Annotated in this window: 22 protein-coding genes; 11 read left to right on the top strand and 11 right to left on the bottom strand. The window is 65.0% G+C overall.

Features of this window, described 5'->3' with window-relative positions; translation table 11 throughout:
* Positions 1–31: 31 nt before the first annotated feature.
* Positions 32–829 carry a class I SAM-dependent methyltransferase gene (locus WI560_RS28400; RefSeq protein ID WP_375305824.1) on the bottom strand — a complete coding sequence of 266 codons (798 nt, stop codon included), beginning with the start codon at positions 827–829 and terminating at the stop codon, positions 32–34.
* A 394-nt stretch (positions 830–1,223) separates the two neighbouring features.
* Here WI560_RS28400 and WI560_RS28395 point away from each other — a divergent pair, with 394 nt between their 5' ends.
* Positions 1,224–2,252, top strand: a complete 1,029-nt coding sequence (locus tag WI560_RS28395; protein WP_375305823.1) for a glycosyltransferase family 2 protein — start codon at positions 1,224–1,226, stop codon at positions 2,250–2,252.
* Between the two features lie 3 nt (positions 2,253–2,255).
* Here the strand turns inward: WI560_RS28395 and WI560_RS28390 are convergent, their stop codons facing one another.
* On the bottom strand, positions 2,256–3,248 hold the full coding sequence (locus tag WI560_RS28390; RefSeq protein ID WP_375305822.1) for a glycosyltransferase: 993 nt from the start codon (positions 3,246–3,248) through the stop codon (positions 2,256–2,258).
* A 243-nt stretch (positions 3,249–3,491) separates the two neighbouring features.
* Between WI560_RS28390 and WI560_RS28385 the strand changes: the two genes are divergently transcribed.
* From WI560_RS28385 to WI560_RS28375, 3 genes are read left to right on the top strand one after another with little or no spacing between them, the layout of a single operon-like run.
* The gene (locus WI560_RS28385) at positions 3,492–4,592 is read left to right on the top strand and encodes a glycosyltransferase family 1 protein (RefSeq protein ID WP_375305821.1); all 1,101 of its coding nucleotides are present in this window, start codon (positions 3,492–3,494) and stop codon (positions 4,590–4,592) included.
* Between the two features lie 15 nt (positions 4,593–4,607).
* Positions 4,608–5,960 carry an O-antigen ligase family protein gene (locus tag WI560_RS28380; protein WP_375305820.1) on the top strand — a complete coding sequence of 451 codons (1,353 nt, stop codon included), beginning with the start codon at positions 4,608–4,610 and terminating at the stop codon, positions 5,958–5,960.
* Positions 5,957–7,102: a GNAT family N-acetyltransferase gene (locus WI560_RS28375; RefSeq protein ID WP_375305819.1), complete on the top strand. Its 1,146-nt coding sequence runs from the start codon at positions 5,957–5,959 to the stop codon at positions 7,100–7,102. Before WI560_RS28380 ends, WI560_RS28375 begins: the two co-directional genes overlap by 4 nt.
* 55 nt (positions 7,103–7,157) lie before the next feature.
* Here the strand turns inward: WI560_RS28375 and wrbA are convergent, their stop codons facing one another.
* The 3 genes from wrbA to WI560_RS28360 all read right to left on the bottom strand — a co-directional run bounded on the left by wrbA (position 7,158) and on the right by WI560_RS28360 (position 9,402).
* Complete coding sequence (gene wrbA / locus WI560_RS28370; RefSeq protein WP_375305818.1) at positions 7,158–7,757, bottom strand: NAD(P)H:quinone oxidoreductase; 600 nt, start codon at positions 7,755–7,757, stop codon at positions 7,158–7,160.
* Between the two features lie 156 nt (positions 7,758–7,913).
* On the bottom strand, positions 7,914–8,612 hold the full coding sequence (locus WI560_RS28365) for a pirin family protein (RefSeq protein WP_375305817.1): 699 nt from the start codon (positions 8,610–8,612) through the stop codon (positions 7,914–7,916).
* A gap of 37 nt (positions 8,613–8,649) precedes the next feature.
* Entirely contained in the window at positions 8,650–9,402 is a 753-nt protein-coding gene (locus tag WI560_RS28360) for an SDR family NAD(P)-dependent oxidoreductase (RefSeq protein ID WP_375305816.1), read from the bottom strand.
* 119 nt (positions 9,403–9,521) lie between these two features.
* On the opposite strand from WI560_RS28360, the gene WI560_RS28355 reads away from it, so the two are divergent.
* Positions 9,522–10,457 carry a LysR family transcriptional regulator gene (locus WI560_RS28355; protein ID WP_375305815.1) on the top strand — a complete coding sequence of 312 codons (936 nt, stop codon included), beginning with the start codon at positions 9,522–9,524 and terminating at the stop codon, positions 10,455–10,457.
* Positions 10,458–10,583: 126 nt separating this feature from the next.
* Here WI560_RS28355 and WI560_RS28350 read toward each other — a convergent pair whose 3' ends face one another.
* Positions 10,584–10,841 (bottom strand): hypothetical protein, encoded by a 258-nt coding sequence (locus tag WI560_RS28350; RefSeq protein ID WP_375305814.1) that lies wholly within the window; start codon positions 10,839–10,841, stop codon positions 10,584–10,586.
* Positions 10,842–10,989: 148 nt separating this feature from the next.
* Between WI560_RS28350 and WI560_RS28345 the strand changes: the two genes are divergently transcribed.
* Both WI560_RS28345 and WI560_RS28340 read left to right on the top strand, forming a co-directional pair.
* The gene (locus WI560_RS28345; protein ID WP_375305813.1) at positions 10,990–11,976 is read left to right on the top strand and encodes a tripartite tricarboxylate transporter substrate binding protein; all 987 of its coding nucleotides are present in this window, start codon (positions 10,990–10,992) and stop codon (positions 11,974–11,976) included.
* A gap of 95 nt (positions 11,977–12,071) precedes the next feature.
* On the top strand, positions 12,072–12,434 hold the full coding sequence (locus WI560_RS28340; protein WP_375305812.1) for a hypothetical protein: 363 nt from the start codon (positions 12,072–12,074) through the stop codon (positions 12,432–12,434).
* A 67-nt stretch (positions 12,435–12,501) separates the two neighbouring features.
* Here WI560_RS28340 and WI560_RS28335 read toward each other — a convergent pair whose 3' ends face one another.
* From WI560_RS28335 to WI560_RS28320, 4 genes are all read right to left on the bottom strand, one after another.
* A complete protein-coding gene (locus WI560_RS28335; protein ID WP_375308931.1) occupies positions 12,502–13,329 on the bottom strand; it encodes an adenylate/guanylate cyclase domain-containing protein in 828 nt (275 codons plus the stop codon).
* Positions 13,330–13,364: 35 nt separating this feature from the next.
* A complete protein-coding gene (locus WI560_RS28330; protein ID WP_257176424.1) occupies positions 13,365–13,856 on the bottom strand; it encodes a YbaK/EbsC family protein in 492 nt (163 codons plus the stop codon).
* Between the two features lie 40 nt (positions 13,857–13,896).
* Positions 13,897–14,628, bottom strand: coding sequence for a haloacid dehalogenase type II (locus WI560_RS28325; RefSeq protein ID WP_375305811.1), 732 nt, complete (start codon positions 14,626–14,628; stop codon positions 13,897–13,899).
* An 89-nt stretch (positions 14,629–14,717) separates the two neighbouring features.
* Positions 14,718–15,728 (bottom strand): NAD(P)-dependent alcohol dehydrogenase, encoded by a 1,011-nt coding sequence (locus WI560_RS28320; RefSeq protein WP_375308930.1) that lies wholly within the window; start codon positions 15,726–15,728, stop codon positions 14,718–14,720.
* A gap of 84 nt (positions 15,729–15,812) precedes the next feature.
* On the opposite strand from WI560_RS28320, the gene WI560_RS28315 reads away from it, so the two are divergent.
* On the top strand, positions 15,813–16,160 hold the full coding sequence (locus WI560_RS28315; RefSeq protein ID WP_375305810.1) for a MerR family transcriptional regulator: 348 nt from the start codon (positions 15,813–15,815) through the stop codon (positions 16,158–16,160).
* A 100-nt stretch (positions 16,161–16,260) separates the two neighbouring features.
* Here WI560_RS28315 and WI560_RS28310 read toward each other — a convergent pair whose 3' ends face one another.
* On the bottom strand, positions 16,261–17,145 hold the full coding sequence (locus WI560_RS28310) for an amidohydrolase family protein (protein WP_257192635.1): 885 nt from the start codon (positions 17,143–17,145) through the stop codon (positions 16,261–16,263).
* Positions 17,146–17,486: 341 nt separating this feature from the next.
* Here WI560_RS28310 and ykgO point away from each other — a divergent pair, with 341 nt between their 5' ends.
* From ykgO to WI560_RS28295, 3 genes are all read left to right on the top strand, one after another.
* A complete protein-coding gene (gene ykgO / locus WI560_RS28305) occupies positions 17,487–17,612 on the top strand; it encodes a type B 50S ribosomal protein L36 (protein ID WP_006611362.1) in 126 nt (41 codons plus the stop codon).
* A 123-nt stretch (positions 17,613–17,735) separates the two neighbouring features.
* Positions 17,736–18,377 (top strand): tetratricopeptide repeat protein, encoded by a 642-nt coding sequence (locus WI560_RS28300; RefSeq protein WP_375305809.1) that lies wholly within the window; start codon positions 17,736–17,738, stop codon positions 18,375–18,377.
* Positions 18,378–18,611: 234 nt separating this feature from the next.
* On the top strand, positions 18,612–18,872 hold the full coding sequence (locus WI560_RS28295) for a hypothetical protein (protein ID WP_028134305.1): 261 nt from the start codon (positions 18,612–18,614) through the stop codon (positions 18,870–18,872).
* Positions 18,873–18,877 lie beyond the last annotated feature (5 nt).

Below are 18,877 nucleotides of genomic sequence, written 5' to 3'. Positions count from 1 at the left end.
TCTGTGGTGGGCCGCGCGCGCGCCATGATGGTCAGCGCTTCCGCAGGATGACGTGATAGTCGCCGCGGCGGACGTCGACGCCGCGCGGAAGCACGGCGTTCAGCACCGCGGCGCCGGCGTCCACGAGAGAAGCGAACAGCGGCTTGCGCCGGCGCATCTCGGGATAGCGCGGACTTTCCACCTCACGGCGGTAGATCATCTCGAGGCCGTTGGCGGCCGCGAAGGCTTCCAGCCGGGGCAGCGTAACCAGCGGGTGAAAGAAGGTCGGGAATGGCGGCTCGCCGGGTAGACCGGCATCCTTGATGCCGCGAATGTGCCGGTAGAACCAGACGTGAAACCAGTGCGGCGAATATTTGGTGACTATTCCGGACAGCGAGCGGGGATTGGGTGCGCCGATCAGGATCAGGCCGCCGCGTTTGAGCGCGTCGCGGAAATTCAATAGCGCGGCGTCGACCTGGGGCAGATGCTCGATCACGTTGTAGCAGATCACGAGATCGAAGGTCTCGCGCCCGAAACGATAGGTCTGAACGTCGCCCAGGATCGCCTCGTCCGCGTAGCTGTTGTTGCGGACCTGGTCCTCGTCGATGTCGACGACGGTGACCTTGCTGCGACGGAGCAATTCCGGCGGCAGCACGCTGCACGAACCGCCGCCGGCTTCGTAGATGGCGAGCTGGGTGTTCGGAAGTTCGCTGCGCAGCACCTCGTGCACGGCAAGCAGGCTGTCGCGGGCTTCACCGGGCACGAGATCGTGCAGAGCCTGGACGGGTGCAGCGGCGGGGATACGGATCGCCGTGGCTGTCGCGAAATCGATCGTGGCTGGCTTGTTCATGTTTTTTGACCGCGCTTGTTCTAATCAAATTTACAGGAAAAGACTCGCTTGCCCGAAGAGCAAATCCGATGCCGCGACGGCTCACCGGTTGCGGTGCTTACGGTCGGGTTAATGCGCACACGCATTAACTACGGCATTGTTCATGTTGGGGCTCCGTCGGCGCGTGGACCGCGAATTGCAGTATCACGCACGCATCACTGCGCGGGAGAAGCAGGCGAAAGCGGTCTAGCGCGCGATGTTGTTTCAGGACGGCCGGCAGACCGGCGCGAGGCCTCGGCACGCGCCTTCGCCGGGCTGCCCATTTTGGCACGCATCTGTCCCGCGGCGGTGTGCCGTCGCGGGATGCACGATTGAAGCAGGGCTTTTTCAACATATCTCGGACATCTAGAACGTCATGACATTGATCCCGACAGACCTGTCCGCCACGCACATCTCCGATGCCGTGCGCGATCCCAACCGGGAGATCGCGGCGAGCTCCCGCGTCATCGACCTGTCGGTCGGCATTGTCGTCTGCATTCCCTGTTTCCGCCGGCCGCAACACCTGCGGCTGACGCTGGAATCGCTGGCGAACCAGCGTACCCCGCGTTCTTTTGCCGTCGTCATGGTCGAGAACGACGCCGCGCGGCGCGAAAGCGCGCCGGTCGCCGCCGAGTTTCTGGCCGCCGGCAGGCTCCAGGGCGTGTGCCTTGTCGAGAAGCGGCAGGGCAATTGCCAGGCGATCAACGCTGCGTTCGAGACCGCGCAGGCGCTGTTTCCCGCCGCGACCCGCTTCCTGATGATCGACGACGACGAGATCGCCTCACCCGACTGGCTCGAGCTGATGGTCCGCACCGCGGAGGCGACCGGCGCCGACGTGGTCGGCGGGCCGGTGCTGCCGGTGTTTGAGGATGCCAGCAAGCCGTGGCTGTCGCGTCATCCCGCCTTCCGTCCCGCCTACGATTATTCCGGCGCGGTGCCGCTGATCTACGGCTGCGGCAATTGCCTGATCACGCGCGCGGTCTTCGAGCGGTTCGAGCGTCCCGCGTTCGACCTGCGGTTCAATTTCCTCGGCGGCGGCGATTGCGACTTCTTCGTGCGGTGCCGTGATGCCGGGATGACATTCCACTGGACGGCCGAGGCCGTCATCACCGAGACCGTGCCGCACAGCCGCACCAGCCTCGGCTGGATCGCAACGCGTGGCCTTCGCATCGGCGCGATCAATTATCGCGTGCAGTATAAGGCTGCTCGCAGCGCAGGGGCGCGCGCTTGGGTATTTGCGCGGATGCTCGGACGGCTGCCGCTGTCGTTGGTCCGGTCCGTTCCCCTGCTGGCGACGTCGAAGGCCGTCGTCGCCATGCATCCGGCGCTGGTGGCGCTCGGCTCCATGCTCGCGGCGTTCGGCTTCGCGCCGAAGCCCTACGAGGCCTCCAAGATCGTGTCGTGACGGCTAGATGCCGAAGCGGGCGAGGGCGGTCCTCGCCGCGGCGCGCGGCAGCGCCTTGAGCGAACGCCGGCCGATCATTCCGAGATAGCCGAAGGCCTGGCGATATCTGCCGAAGCGAACGGCCTGCATCGCCGCATAGTTGATGAGGTGCAGCTCGGCGGCAAGGCGCAGCGCAGGCGCGGTTCCCGCGGGCAGTCTCGCCAGGATCAGTCCGTCGTCGAACACCCGCGCGATGGCCGGGAAGAAATCCTTCGGCGTGCGGACCGCGGCGTTCATGGTGTTGGCGGTGTGCAGACGATAATCGAGCAGCAGCTTCGGCGCGAACTCGAACTCGCCGATCGCGGCAAGGCGGCACCAGCAATGCCAGTCCTCGCAATATCGCAGCGAGGTGTCGAAGCCACCGACGGCGCGGAACGCCTCCGCACGCGCGAGCGCGATACCGCCGTTGACGATGAAATTGCCGGCCGCGAGCCGCGTCAGCACGTCGCCGGACGGCTTGCGGCGTCCCTTCAGAAGGCCGCGCCGGCCGATCTGGCGTCCGTCGCTGTCGATCGTGTTGTAGTCGCCATAGACCAGAACCGCCCGCGGCGCGCCGCGTGCCGCCGCCAGGAGTGCAGCCACCGCGCCGGGACGGAGGCGGTCGTCGGCATCGAGGAAGAGCAGCCATTCGCCGCCGGCAAATCGTGCACCGAGATTGCGCGCCGCCGATACACCGGCGGAATCATTTGTCACCAGGCGCAGTCGCGGGTCGTTAATGGCGCGGACGATCGCCGTGGTGTCGTCGGTGGAACCGTCGTCGACGACGATCACCTCGCCCACCTCGCGCTGCGCCAGTGCGCTGGCGAGGGTCTCGCCGATATAGGCGGCAGCGTTCTTGGCGGGAATGACGACGGATACCGATGTGGTCGGGCTCGACGGCAGCGGCTGGCGCGAAGCCGGCACGATGCGGGTGGAGGCCGGCAAATCGAGAACCTGTTCGGCGGTGATCTGAACCACGGCTCGCCCTTAAGAGTCTGTTAACCAGGGCGCAGCTGCTGAATGGACAATGCGATCGGTCACAGCGTTGGCCCCTTGCGAATGATACCCGCAATACGGCCTGATCGTTGACGCGAAGGCCTATGTCGGCGTGCTTTCGTCAATTAGCGTTAAGCCGCTGGCATTAAGCCTGTGGCAAATTTGGAAGAGGGCGTCAGCCGGTCCCATGCGAGAATGCGGATACGGTTGCCGCGGATGGATCCAGTGCCCGCCAAGACGTTCGAACACGACCCCGATGCGATGATCCTCAACCTCTTCTACGAGGACAAGGACGATCGCTGGTTTCCCGGCGACCGGCATCTGCGGCGCACGGCGCGCCGCTTGCTGCTCGGCGAGCCGCGCATGAGCGGACAGCTTCGCGTGTTCCTCAATCTCTGCGCGGGGCTCGACCGGCTCGGTATCCGCTACCGCGTCAACGATTACCGTTACATCACGCAGCATCCCGACGAGCTCGCCTGCATCATCGGACGGACCTTCCTGCTCGACAAGTTCGCGTGGAAGAATCCGATCCTGCTCGGTGTCGCCGCCCACAATCATCCGCTCGACGATCCTGATCTGTTCAAGCGTCTGCCGGTCAAGAAGGTCGTGGTGCCCGGTTCCTGGTACGTCGACATGTACCGGCCGTACTGGCCCGACACCGAGGCCTGGCCGGTCGGCATCGACACCGATCTGTGGGCGCCGTCGCAGGCCTCGCAGAAATTCGTCGAAGTGCTGATCTACGACAAGGTCCACTGGGATCGCGAGCGCTATGTACCGGAATTGATTGAGCCGGTCCGTGCCCGGCTCGCCAGGGAGGGACGCTCGTTCACGGAGTTGCGCTACGGCAGCTACAAGGAGGAAGACTATCGGGAGGCGCTGGCGGCCTCGCGCGCGATGATCTTCCTGTGCCAGAGCGAAAGCCAGGGCATCGCCTATCAGCAGGCCTTGGCTTGCGGCGTGCCGGTGTTCGCCTGGGATCCGGGCGGGCCGTGGCGAGACCCCGATTATTATCCGCACCGCGTGCAGTTCGCGCCGGTGTCCTCGGTGCCGTATTGGGACCGGCGCTGCGGCGCCAAGTTCGTCGACATCGCGGGGTTCGAGGCGGGATGGGACGAGTTCTGGGCCGGCTGTGCCGCGGGCGCGTTCGACCCGCGCGGCTATATCCTGGACAACCTCACGCTCGAGCAGCGAGCGCTGCAATATTACGAGATCGCCCGGAGCATCATGCGACCGCATGCCGCGCAGAGCTCCGGCACGGCTGTTGACGGGCGCTCGACGGCGGTGAGCCAGGATCCGGAGCTCCACCGGCGTCACCAGATGTCCTGAGCGATGGACCGCAGCATGGACCGCAGCATCGCCGATATGACCGACCACGAGACCCGATCGCTCGGCGGTGTCCTGCGCGATGGCTTGGCGAAGCTGAACGCCGCGCAGGCCGGGCGCGGCCTCGTCGCGGTCGCGTCGCTGCTGCTGGTGCTGGTGACGCTCGATCCGTTCCCCGACCTGCGCAATCCCGACGTCACCATGGTCGTCGGCGGGCGAATGGCGCTGACCTACGTCTCCTGGGGTCTGTTGGCCGCGGTCGCGATGCTGTTCGCAGCTCGCACCGATGCGCCCGCGCTGAAGACCCTGGTGACGCCGCTTCATCTCTGTCTCGTGGGCTGGCTGCTGGTCAATATCGTCCTGTCCGAGAGCCGCGGCGTGTCGATGCAGCGCTTCGTGCTCCTCGTCAGCATGACGTCGCTCGCCGTCCTGCTGCCATTGCTGCCGCCGACGCAGCGCAGCTTCAACCTGTGCCTGGGTGCCGCCGCGCTGGTGTTGCTCGCGCTCTGCTATCTCGGCGTCCTGCTCGCGCCGCAATACTCGATCCACACCGCGCTCGATGTCACCGAGCCGCAGCTCGCCGGCGACTGGCGCGGCAGTTTCGGCCACAAGAACGTCGCCTCGCCCGTGATGACGATCCTGGTCTATGTCGGCATCTATCTGTCCGCCGTCGGCTCGTTCGTGATGGGGCCCGCGATTGCGGCGCTGGCCGGCCTGTTCCTGATCTTCACTGGCGGCAAGACCTCGTCGGTGCTGTGCCTTGCGATCTATGCGCTCGCCTCGCTGGTCTATGTCACCCCCAGCCTGTGGCTGAAGCGGATCATCTGCTTCGTGCCGCTGATCGCGATGAATCTGCTGACGGTCGGCAGCGTCCTGAGCCCGGCGCTCGGGTCCATGACGCGGCTGCTTCCGCTCGATCCCACCTTCACCGGCCGTTCCGCGATCTGGGAGTTCGCGCTCGCGGCCGTCGCCGAGAAGCCGATCACCGGTCACGGCTATGCAGCTTTCTGGGACGACGTCACGGCACGGCAGACCGCGCAGGGCGCCGAATGGGCGACGTCCGCGGCGCACAGCCACAACGCTTATCTCGACCTCGCGGTCACCATCGGTCTGCCGGGGCTGCTGCTGGTGGTCCTCGTCTTCGTGCTCGCACCGCTCGGCAATTTCCAGTCGGCCCAGGCCCACAGCCGCAGTGGCGCACTTGCAAAGCTGTTCCTGACCGTGTGGCTGTTCGGCCTGTATTACGGCACGACCGAGACCTTCCTGCTCGAACGGCAGAATCCGATCTGGTTCCTGTTCGCGCTGGCCGTGGCCGGCCTGCACTTCCTGGCGCGGTTCCAATGCGTCGCGCAAGCGGATCCGAAGCCATGACGTGTCTCGGCGTCGAGCAATTGGACGGTCTTGCCTCCACCACGTCGGGACTGGCGATCGATTTCGTGCGTGACTGGCGGCAGGTCGCTTCGCGCCTGAGCGCCGGGCATCGCACCGCCTTTCAGCATGGCTACTGGCTCGAGGCCTGGTATCAGGCGTTCGATGACGTCGCGCCATTGATTGCCGTGATCTGCGATGCCGCCACCGGCAAGGAGATCGCGATCGTGCCGATGATCAGCCATGTCAGGCGCGGCATTCGCATCGTCGAATTCGCCGATCTCGGCGTTTCCGACAACAATGCGCCGATCGTGGCGCCCAATGCCGCGTTGGACGCGGCGGCGGCGAATGCGATCGGGACGGCGCTGGTCGAGGCGTTGCGCGCCTTGCCGGACCGCTTCGATCTGCTGCGGCTGAGGAAGATGCCGGTCCAGGTCGGCGGCAAGCCGAACCCGCTGGTGACGCTCGGGCGGATCGGATCCTGCTCGCTCAACGGCAATCTCGTGCTGATGGGCGATGATTACGGGGCCTATCAGGCCTCGATCAAGCGCATGCAGATGCCGCGCTGCTGGCGCGTCTTCGACCGGCACCAAGGCGCGCGGTTCGAGATCGCTACGGACGTTGCGCGCGCGCGTGAGCTGCTGGACGTGATGGACGTGCAGCAGCAGGCGCGCATGCAGAAGCTCGGCTCGCCGTTCGTTCTCAACGACGAGACTCACGCGCGATTCTATCGCGAGGTCATCCATCAGGGTCTGGACGAAGGCTATGCCGTCGTTTCGGCATTGGTCTGCGACGAGGGGATCATCGGCACCTCGTTCGGTATCAGGCAAGGCGCGACTTATTACTTGCTGCGCATCAGTCACGCCGGCGATTCCTGGTCGAGCTGCTCGCCCGGGCTGCTGATCATCGAGCGCACCATGGCGGCGCTGCATGCAAAGGGCGTGCGCCGCTTCGACCTCAGCATCGGCAATCAGGACTACAAGCGCCGCTTCGGCGCCGAGCGGGTGCCGCTGACCGACGTCAGTATCGCGCTGTCATGGCGAGGCTTGCCCTTTGCGTGGCGCGATCATGCCGCGCAGGGCCTGCGCCGCTATCCCGCGGCCGCTTCCCTTGCGGCACGAGCCATGGGCAAAGGCATACGCTGAAGCGGCATTCCCGGACGGGAATGCCGCGGGCGCATCGGCCTTGCGGCCGGGCAGCTCAACCATGAAGCTTCCTGGCCGTCTCCGCGATCTGGCGACCCTGGTAGCGCGCGCCGGCGAGCTCGTTGGCGCTGGGCTGGCGGCTGCCGTCGCCGCCGGTGATGGTGGTGGCGCCGTAGGGCGCGCCGCCGGTGACCTCGTCGAGCTTCATCTGGCCGGCAAAGCCGTAGTTCATGCCGACCACGACCATGCCGAAATGCAAGAGGTTGGTGATGATCGAGAACAGCGTCGTCTCCTGGCCGCCATGCTGGGTCGCGGTCGAGGTGAAGGCGCCGCCGACCTTGCCGTGCAGCGCGCCCTTGGCCCAGAGCCCGCCGGCCTGGTCGAGGAAGTTCGCCATCTGCGAGGCCATGCGGCCGAAGCGGGTGCCGGTGCCGATGATGATCGCGTCGTAATTGGCGAGGTCATCGATCTTGGCGATGGGAGCGGCCTGATCGAGCTTGTAGTGCGAGGCTTTCGCGACTTCGGCCGGCACCAGCTCGGGCACGCGCTTGATGTCGACGGTCGCGCCGGCCTCGCGCGCGCCTTCGGCGACGGCATTGGCCATCGCTTCGATATGGCCATAGGCGGAATAATAGAGGACGAGAACTTTGGTCATGATGGTCTCCGTTTAGGGTCGTTGATGTTCTTTTTCTCTCGGTCGTTCCGGGGCGATGCAGAGCATCGAACCCTGGTGCGCAATTGCGCACCTTGGAACCTCGAGATTCCGGGTCTGGCGCTTTGCGCCATCCCGGAATGAGGGCAAACGATGTGGTTACGCCGCGTCGACGAGCACGAGCTCGGAATCCTCGAGCGCCGTGATCTTCAGGTGCACCTCGTCGCGGATCGCGGCGCCGTCGCGGGCGTTGACGCGCACGCCGTTGATGTCCACGGCCCCCGCCGCGGGCACCAGATAGAGGTGCCGCGATTGCAGCGGCGCGTATTCCGCGCTCTCGCCGGCTTTCAGCGTGGTGGCGAGCACCCGTGCGTTTGCGCGGATCGGCAGCGCGTCGGTATCGCCCTCGAGGCCGCTCGCAATGGTCACGAGCTTGCCGGAGCGATCGGCCTTCGGAAACGGCTTTGAGCCCCAGGTCGGCTGGCCGCCGCGCTGCGTCGGCTCGATCCAGATCTGGAAGATGCGCGTCCTGGTCGGCTCCAGATTGTACTCGGAATGGCGAATGCCACTGCCGGCACTCATCACCTGCACGTCGCCCGCTTCGGTGCGGCCCTCGTTGCCGAGGCTGTCCTGGTGGGTGATCGCACCCTCGCGCACATAGGTGATGATCTCCATGTTAGCGTGGGGATGGGCGGGAAAGCCGGTGTTCGGCGCGATCTCGTCGTCGTTCCACACCCGCAAGGCGCCGTGGCCCATGTTGTTGGGGTCATAATGGCTGGCGAAGGAGAAATGATGTTTTGCTTTCAGCCAGCCATGGTCGGCGCCGCCGAGCTTGTCGAAAGGTCTGAGTTCGATCATCTGCGTGATTCCTTGAGTTGAACGGTCGGCGCCTTGATCAGGCGCCGAATCCGCCGTCGACGTTGAGCACGGTGCCGGTGACGAAGGAGGCCTCGGGGCTTGCGAGGAAGACGATTCCGGCCGCAACTTCCTCGGGACGCCCGAAGCGTTGCAGGGCGTGCTGCTTGCGCTGGGTCTCGGCGAACTCGCCGCCGTCATTCGGGTTCATGTCGGTATCGATCGAGCCGGGCTGCACCACGTTGACAGTGATGCCGCGCGGGCCGAGGTCGCGGGCCGCGCCCTTGGTGTAGCCGACGACCGCGGCCTTGGTGGCGACGTAGTCGGCAAGACCGGGAAACGACGCGCGGTCGGCCAGCATCGATCCGACGGTGACGATGCGGCCACCTTCACCCATCAATTGCGAGGCGGCGCGGATCGCCGCGATCACGCCATGCACGTTGATCTGATCCTGGCGCGCCAGCGCTTCCGTGTCGGCCTTGGCATCGTCGATGGCGCCGCCGGCGGCAACGCCGGCATTGTTGACGAGGATGTCGAGATGGCCGAATTCCCTGGCGACGTCGTTCACGAGCTGCGTGACGTCCCTGGCCGAGGCCTGGTCGGCCCTGAAGGCGCGAGCCTTGACGCCCTTGGCCTTCAATTCAGTGACGACCGCTTCCGCCTTGTCCGGCGAGGCGACATAGCTGATGGCGACATCCGCGCCCTGGTCAGCGAGGGCGCGCGCAGAGGCCGCGCCGATGCCGCGCGAACCGCCGGTGACGAGGGCGACCTTGCCTGAGAGCTTCTTGGTCATTTGGATTTCTCCAGTGCTTGGGTCTGCGATTGCCCTCTTGGATAAGCCTCCGCCTGTGGTATAGAAATAGAAACTGTTGAAACGCATTGTTTCCCAAAATAGCCCAGGCGGATTGCTCCATGGCGAGGCTCCCGGATTTCGAGGCGCTGGCGATTTTTGCAAAAGTCGTGGAATTGCGGTCGTTTGCGGCAGCCGCCAGCGAGCTGGCGACGTCCAAGGCGACGGTGTCCAAGGCGGTCACGCGGCTGGAGGAGCGGCTCGGCGCGCGGCTGTTCAACCGCACCTCGCGCCGGCTTGCGCTGACCGATGCCGGCCACAAGCTCGCCGAGCGCGCGGCGCGCCTTCTGGCCGACGGCGAGGCGGCGGAGAACGAGGCGCTGGCGCAGTCGGTGGCGCCGCGCGGCCTGGTGCGGCTCGCCGTGCCCATGACGTTCGGCATCAAGGCGGTGGCGCCGCTGCTGCCGGAATTCTTCGCGGCCTATCCGGAAGTCTCGGTCGATCTGCACTTGAGCGATGCGACCATCGACCTGATCGGCGAAGGCTTCGACATGGCGGTGCGGATCGCGCGGCTGCCGGACTCCTCACTGATCGCACGGCGGCTCTTCACCATGCCGCGCTTCACCGTGGCCGCGCCGTCCTATCTCAAGCGCCATGGCCGGCCGACGCACCCGATGCATCTGGCCGCGCACAAATGCTTCAGCTACGCCTACATGTCGACGCCGAACGTCTGGCACTACACCAATTCAGCCGGCGAGCAGGCCAGCGTGCGGCCGGGCGGACAGCTCCGCGTCAACAATGGCGAAGCCGTGATGCCGGCGCTGGTCGCCGGCCTCGGCATCGCCGAGCTGCCTGAATTCATCGTCGGCGAGGCGATCTCCTCCGGCGCCGTCGAAGTGATCCTGAAGGACTGGAAGCAGGCCGAAGGCGCGGTGCATCTGGTGACCCCGCCCGGCGGCCCCCGGCCGGCGCGCGTCGAGGCGCTCGGCGATTTCCTCGCGACCAAGCTGCCGGGCACATGCAAGCGGCGGCCGCGCGGGAAGGTCAAGGCGTCGTAAGAGAGCGAGCAGCTTCGACGCCCGTCATTGCGAGCGGAGCGAAGCAATCGAGAGTGTCTCCGCGGAGAGATTGGTTGCTTCGTCGCAAGAGCTCCTCGCAATGACGAACGTGCCCACCGTGCTCGACTACGACACCTTCACGCCGTCGATCGCGACGACGCGCAAGCTCGGCTTCAGGGTCTCGTCGAGCTGCGCCTTCAATTCGTGAACGCGCGGATCGCTCGATCGTGCGGCGCACACGCCGTATTGACGGACCGATTGCGTCAGGGCGCGCCGCGCCTCCGGCGTCCGCGTCAATTCGGGCTGTGCAAGCCGCAGCACGATCGCGGCGAGATTGACCAGCATCTCGTCGAGCGCGACGTCGATGGCCGCCGGATTCCGCATCGCTCACTCTCCTCGATCGGGCAACGGCGGGTCCAGACATGCGTTCCAGGCGAAGCCGGAGATGGCTAACGCTTCGTAAACGCCTTGTTCTCGCCGCTCGGCGCGTTAGGCTGGCAGCCAAACAAGGAAAATCAGGGGAGGCACCATCATGGATCGACGCGGTCTCCTGCGCGCCGCCGCAGCATTGCCGTTGTTGCGCATAGCCTGGCCTGCTCCGGCCTTTGCGCAGGCCTATCCGGCACGCAACATCACCATGATCGTGCCGTTCCCGGCCGGAGGTCAGGCCGATCTCGCGGCGCGTCCGGTGGCGATGGCGCTGGAGCGGATCCTGGGCAAGCCGGTGATCGTCGACAACCGGGCCGGCGGCGGCGGCGGATCGGTCGGCAATGCCGCGGCGGCGCGCGCGGAGCCCGACGGCTACACGCTCCTGATGACGCTGTCCTCGCTCGCGGTGCTGCCCGAGGCCGACCGGCTGTTCGACCGTCCCGCCGCCTACGAGGTCTCGCAGTTCATGCCGATCGCGCGGGTGCTCGCCGATCCCACGCTGCTGGCGGTGCCGGCGTCGGCTCCATGGAAGACGGCGCAGGATTTCGTCGACGATGCGAAGAGGCGCCCCGGCCAGATCCCTTACGGCTCGTCAGGGCCGTACGGCACGCTGCATGTGGCGATGGAGATGTTCGCAAGCAGCGCCGGCATCAAGCTGCTGCACGTGCCGTTCCGCGGCGCAGGTCCCGCGCTCACCGCGATCCTCAGTGGCACCGTGCAGGCGATCGCCGCAGCGCCGGGGACGTTGAAGCCGCAGGTGGACGACGGCAAGCTGCGCGTGCTCGGCAATTGCGGCGCGCAACGGATCGCGAGCTTTCCCGACCTGCCGACCTTCCAGGAGCTCGGCTACAAGGATGTCGAGTTTTACATCTGGGCCGGGCTGTTCGCGCAGAGCGCGCTTCCCGCGCCGATCGCGACCCGCCTGCGCGAGGCGGTGGCGCAGGTGATGGCGAGTCCCGACGTGCTCAAGGTGTTCGAAACCTCGGGCAGTCTCGTCGCCTATCAGGACGCGCCTGCCTTCGCGCAGTTCGTCGCGGCGGACAGCGCGCGCCTGATCGCGGCGGTGAAGAAGATCGGCAAGGTGGAGTAGGTTCCGAACCTGTTTTCACATTTTGTTGTTGGTCCAGAACCGGCTCTCGCCTCATTGATTGATGAAAGTCGATGGGAATCGAGAAGGATCGGGACATGCGAACAGAGCGGATTGCGCTGGGTGTCGTGCTCGCGATCGGCGGCATGGTCGCGCCGGGCGCAGCATTCGCCGAAGAATATCGTGGAACTATGGAGCAGCAGATGGCCTGCACGCCGGATGTGTGGCGTCTGTGTAGCGACCAGATTCCGGACGTGGGCCGCATCACGGCCTGCCTGCAGCAGAACACACCGCAGCTCTCGAGCGGCTGCCGTGCAGTGTTCCAGGCCAACAACCAGATGCCGCCGCAGCAGCAGGTTCCGCGGGGTCGCGCCGCGCCGCCGCCGCGCTACAATGGCGCGCCGCCGCCGGCTGCGCCGGCACAGCCGGGTCCTTATGATCGCCCCTATGATGACGAATAGACTCTCGTAAGAGCTTGATTGGGAAACCGCGCGCGGCACGGGCCCAGATCCGGCCGCGCCGCCTCGTTCAGCGCTCTGTCCTGCTGTCCGATTCCGGTCGGTTTCCGAGCACCATCCGCATGACCGCTCCGAAGAGAATGGCTGCCACGGGCCAATGGAACCAGATCGTGCGGCTGGTGAGCAAATTGATCGCAATCAGCAAGGCCGACACCGTGAGGGCCGCCGCAACCGGGCGGGGCAGCCTTGCGAGCCAGGCCGAGACGACATTCGTCGCCGAAGATGGCTCGCGCCTGTCTTCCATCCACGCAGCACGCGCTCTCTCCGAGGGAGCCGCGCTCGCCGCGATCGGGAAGCTCTGTTGTGCGGCTCGGCCGCCCAGGGTCAGGCGATAGCTGGTCAGGGGAGCGATGTTCTTCATTGGGCGCTGGCCGAGACAGTCGAAGCCAACGGACAATTTGTTGTGGACCTGATCGTAGACGGAGCTCGAGATCACGACGCCGCCGGGCTCGGCGAGCTCCTGCAGCCGGGCCGCGATATTGACGCCGTCGCCATAGATGTCGGAGCCGTCCACCATCACGTCGCCGAGGTTGATGCCGATGCGAAACTGCATCGGGCTCGCCTGCGGCGCGTCCGAGGCCTGACTGGAAATTTCCTGCTGAATCTCGACCGCGCATTGCACGGCCTCGACGACGCTGGCGAACTCGGCGATCACCGCATCGCCCCAGGTATTCACGATGCGGCCGTCATGGCGTTCGACCAATCGCGCAATCGCCGCGCGGTAGCGGCGCAGCGTCTCCAACGTTCCGGTCTCGTCCGCTTCCATGAGACGGGAATAGCCGTACACGTCAGCGCACAGCACGGTGGTCAGTCGTCGTTTCACCTTGTCGTCGGCCATGGTCGCCATGCTAGCCTCCCTGGCCGGCAAATGCATCAGGCATCCTGTCCGGTGCCGCCGTTCGCCCTGACCTCGCAGACATCCACCCATTCGGCCGCGGTCAGCTCGGCCATCCGCTCCGGCGTGATGCGCACCGCGCTATGGGTCGAGCCGGCGGCCGGTACCACGACGTCGAATGCCTTCAGCGACACATCACAATAGACCGGCAGCGGCGACTTCAGCCCGAACGGACAGACGCCGCCGACCTCGTGGCCGGTGATGGCAGCGACCTCCTCCAGCCCCAGCATCTTCGGCTTGCCGCCGAACTGCGCCTTGACCTTCTTGTTGTCCATCCGCGAGGTGCCGGCGGCCACGATCAGGATCACGCGGTCGCCGACGCGCAAGCTCAGGGTCTTGGCGATCATGCCGGGCTCGACGCCATAGGCCTCGGCGGCGAGCGGCACCGTGGCCGAGCTGATCGGCGATTCCATCACGGTGATGTCGGGGGCTTTCTCGGCGAAGAAGGCGCGAACGGATTCCAGGCTCATTCCAGTCAGCTCATTCCAGGCTTGCGGGCGGGTGGCGATGCTAAGCGATTCCCGGCAACTCAGAGAGCGAACGGACGCGGTGGTCCGGTGCAAAGCCAAGCTCGTCCATCTGGGTGCGGATCGCCTTGAACATCGTCAGCGGTGCCACGAGTTCGGTCTCGACGCAAGCCAGCGCCATGGCTTCCGGCGTCACCCGCTCGATCCAGGCGACGTTGAGCCCGAACGACTTTGCCCCCGCCGCGTCCCAGGGATTGGAGGACACGAACAGAACCTCGTTCGGCGCGGTCCCGAGCACTTCCCCGATCAGCTCATAGGCCGCCGGGCTCGGCTTGAAGATCTTCTTGGCGTCGACGCTGATGGTGGCATCGAGCAGGCGGTCGAGCCCGGAATTGCGCACCAGCGCATTCAGCATGTCCGGGCTGCCATTGGAGAGGATGGCCAGTCGTCGCGGCTTCAAGGCCGTGAGCGCGGCGGCTGCATCCGGATAGAGATTGAGATGCAGATATCTCTCGATCACGCGCTCGAACGCCTCGCTCTCATAGGCCAGTCCCAGCACCCGCAGCGTATAGGCGAGGGAGTCCCGGGTGACCGCGGCAAAATCCTGGTAGCGTCCCATCAGCGAGCGCAGCCAGGTGTATTCGAGCTGCTTGATGCGCCAGACCTGCGTGATGATCCCGCCATAGCCCGGAAACGCATCCTCGGTGATCTCAGCGACCGACTGGATGTCGTACAGCGTCCCGTAGGCGTCGAACACGACGGCTTTGATGTTCAAAGGACCGGTCCTCCGGATCGCTGCGGGTGACGCCATTATATCCGCCGCCGCAATGTCGATCCAAGCAGGAAAGTCGAATTGAGCGCCTCCTAGATCCTCACGACGACCTTGCCGAAATGGGAGCCGCTGCGAAGATGCGCATAGGCTTCGGGGACCTCGTCGAACCCGAAGACCCGATCGACGATGGGGTGGATCGCGTGTTCGGTCAAAAATCGGTTCATCGCGGTGAAATGTTCGAGTGATCCGACCGTCACTCCGATGATGTCCGCATTCTCCCATTGCAGGCGCGAAAGGTCGGGCTTGGGGCCGAAGCCCGTCAACACGCCGACCTGGACGATCTTGCCGCCGGCAGCGACCGATCGCAGCGACCGGTCGTAGGTGCCGGGACCGCCGAGTTCGAGAATATGACTGGCGCCTTCGCCGTGTGTCGCCTTCATCAGGGCGACATCCCAGTCAGGCGTAGCGCGGTAGTTGATGAGGATCGACCCGCCCAGCGCCTTGGCACGGGCGAGTTTCTCGTCCGAAGACGAGATCACAATCGCGCGAGCACCGAGCGCCGCTGCGAATTGAAGGCCGAACAAGGCGACGCCGCCTGTCCCCTGAACCAGCAGCGTGTCGCCTTTGCCCATGCCGCCACGTGCGACGAGGCCATGGAAAGCCGTGACGCCCGCACAAGGCAAGGTCGCGGCTTCGACCGAGGACAAGTGCGGTGGCACGGGAACGAGCGCGTTTGCGGGCAGCACGACGTACTCCGCCAGCATTCCGTCCGTCGTATTGCCACCGAGGGATGACGAGACATAGCTTGATCTGAACGGCCCGGTGATCCAATCGCGAAAGAACGATGCGGCGACGCGGTCCCCGGGCCGCCATTGCACGACCTTGGAGCCGATGGCGTCGACAACGCCGGCGCCGTCGGAGAGCGGCACGCGGCCGTTGAGCTCGTTCTGGCCTGCGCGGTCGAGGGTTATGAGATCGCGGTAGTTCAGACTCGCGGCTTCGACCCGGATGCGAACCTCGCCGCTGGCGGGATCGGGTTTGCTGACGTCGGCGCGCGCGAGGCGTCCGGCACCAGCGTGGCTATTCAAATGGTAGGCTTTCATCATTGCGCCCTCTCAAGCGGCATTCACCTGGAAGAGCAAACTCTGTAAGGTCTGACAGCGCTGTAAGGGTCAAGAGGTTTTCAGATGAAGATTGGCGAACTGTCCCGGAGGACGGGAGTCAGCGTCCGCATGCTGCGCTACTACGAAGACGAAGGGTTGCTTGCGCCGCCGCGAACCACCTCCGGCTATCGTGATTATGGTCCGACGGAAGAGCAGACCGTGCGGCGGATCAAAATGCTTGGCGCTGCCGGCATGACGCTCGAAACCATCCAGCGCTTGTTGCCATGCGTGCAGAACAACGATCCGTCGTTCACGCCGTGCAACGAACTCCGTCGAATACTCGCTGAGCAGGTCGATCTGATCAATGAGCGAATCGAGACACTCAGCCAAAGCCGGACCATTCTGGCCGGCTATCTGGCAAGCGTGAACTGATCTGACAAACGCCGCCCGTCAGCTTCCCAAGCCTGAGATTTCGCAAAGGAGGGCTTCGGTCACCCGAAGCCCTTGACGCGCTGTGGTGAGGAGGCGCGCTTCAGATCCCCAGCAGCTTCCTTGCGTTGGCCTTCAGCACCTTCGGCCGGATCTCGTCGCGGATGTCGATCTTGGCGAAGTCCGACAGCCAGCGGTCCGGCGTGATCACCGGCCAGTCCGAGCCGAACAGCATCTTGTCCTGCAGGATCGAGTTGATGTAGCGCACCAGGATCGGCGGAAAATATTTCGGCGACCAGCCGGAGAGATCGATATAGACGTTCGGCTTGTGGGTCGCGACCGACAGCGCCTCTTCCTGCCAGGGGAAGGAGGGGTGCGCGAGGATGATCTTGAGGTCGGGGAAATCCGCCGCGACGTCGTCCATGTACATCGGGTTGGAATATTTCAGCCGCATCCCCATGCCGCCGGGCATGCCCGAGCCGACGCCGGTCTGGCCGGTGTGAAACAGCGCGATGGCGCCGCCATTGTTGATCTCTTCGTAGAGCGGATAGGCCATGCGGTCGTTGGCGTAGAAGCCCTGCATGGTCGGGTGGAATTTGAAGCCGCGCACGCCGTATTCCTCGATCAGCTTGCGCGCCTCGCGCGCGCCGAGCTTGCCCTTGTGCGGGTCGATCGAGACGAAGGGGATCAGGACGTCGAGATGATCGGAGGCGACCTCCAGCATCTCGTAATTATTGTAGCGGCGGAAGCCGGTCTCGCGCTCGGCATCGACGGGGAAGATCACCGCGGCGATGTTCTTGGAGCGGTAATAGGCCGCGGTTTCCGGCACCGTCGGCGGATGCTTGTTCGGCGACTTGAAATACTCCGCCATCTGCGCCTGGAAATCGTCATAGCCGTCGTCGGGATGGCAGCCGCAGGGCTCCTCGGCATGGGTATGGATGTCGATGGCGACGACCTTCTCGATATCAGGCAGCTTCAGCTTCGGCATTGGTGTCCTCCCGACCGGTTGCCGAATTGATTATAGTATATAACGAATTTGGCAAGGCGCCGCTGGAGGCGACATCGTTGTCGCAGCGGTCCTTGGCTCCCCTCCGTCGGTCGAAGGGTAGATCGGGCCGATCCGGCCGCTTTGACTGTGCATCGGGTTGTTTTCGAGGATTTGCCGGTTCGGAAGGCGGCAGTGAACATTGACATCACCTGCCGCCATGCCTTAAGAACCGCCCCGTCCCGGGCGGTCGTCCGCCAGCGGGAAAAATCTCATTTTGCCACATTCGCGCGTGCCGCAACGGTAGTGCCGAACACGGCCTTTCGAACGTTCAGGATTCCGCCATGAAGGTCCGTAACTCGCTGAAATCGCTGCGCGGTCGCCATCGCGCCAACCGCCTGGTCCGCCGCAAGGGCCGGGTCTATGTGATCAACAAGGTGCAGCGCCGCTTCAAGGCGCGCCAGGGCTAATATCAGCAAGGCTGATATATCTGCCCTGCCGGACGCCTTCGCGTTCCCGCAAGACCACTGCTCACACGAGTTTGACGCCGCCTTTGCTTTGCAAGGGCGGCTTTGCGCGTTTAGACTTTCACCATGGCAGTGAGATTCTCGCATCCGCGCACTTTGTGTCTGGCCCTTGTGCTGGCAACCGTCGGGCTCGCTCCGGCGCTGGCGCAGCAGATCGAACCGCCGAACCCGCCCGGCAAGCAGAAGAAGCTGCCCGAGGCGCCGGCCAAGCTGCCCAAGGTCGATCGCACCAAGAATCTCGATTTCCTGTTCGGCGCGCTGAAGGCGGCGCCCGACGAGGTCAGCGCCAAGCATGTCGAAGCGCGGATCTGGGCGATCTGGCTCCAGACCCCCAGCGACACCGCGGCGCTGTTGATGGCGCGCGCCAAGACCGCGGTCGACGCCAAGAAGATCGAGGTCGCGATCAAGCTGCTGGACTCGGTCATCAAGCTCAGGCCCGACTACATCGAGGCCTGGAACCGGCGCGCCACGCTCTATTACATGCAGAACGATTATGGTCGCTCGCTTGCGGACATCCAGCAGGTGCTGATCCGGGAGCCGCGCCATTTCGGCGCGCTCGCAGGCCTCGGCATGATCATGCAGGAGGTTGGTGACGAGAAGCGCGCGCTCGACGCCTACCGCAAGGCGCTCGCCGTCAATCCGCACCTCGAGAAGATTCCCGACCAGGTCAAGTCGCTGACCGAGAAGGTCGAAGGACGCGATATCTGAAGCGGAATCGGCTTTGGTCGAATCGATGCGTGCGGAGAACTCGGATTACCTCTCCCGTAGGGAGAGGTAATCGCCCGTGCCGATCGAGTCTCACTCCATCATGCTTTAGCCGACAACTCGACCATTTCTTGAAGGAAAGTGGCGTCTTCGGATTAACCACGATCGCAGGCGCGGCATCGTGAGCACTATTGCCCGCGCCGCCGCAGGCCTACCTGCATGGCAGGAGCGAAAGCCATGAAGCGTTTGATTTTTGCAGGGTGCTTGCTGCTCGCGTCGGGGACGGCGAGTCTGGCCGACGGATTGTTCTGGGTGGTCGGCAACCGCGCCACCGGAAAATGCAATATCGTGACCAGCAATCCGGTCATCATCGGCGATATCTGGTTCGGCGACGGTCCCTACAAGTCCAGGGCCGATGCCAAGCTTGCCCGTTCGACGATCCGCGTCTGTCCCGCGCTCACGCCGGACGAGGAAAAGGACGAGGACGGCACGAACTAGCCTGC

The sequence above is a fragment of the Bradyrhizobium sp. A11 genome, from assembly GCF_042077125.1.
Classification (GTDB): domain Bacteria; phylum Pseudomonadota; class Alphaproteobacteria; order Rhizobiales; family Xanthobacteraceae; genus Bradyrhizobium; species Bradyrhizobium japonicum_B.
The sequence above is the reverse complement of the archived record's forward strand: the minus strand, read 5'-3'. Positions and strand labels throughout refer to the sequence as shown.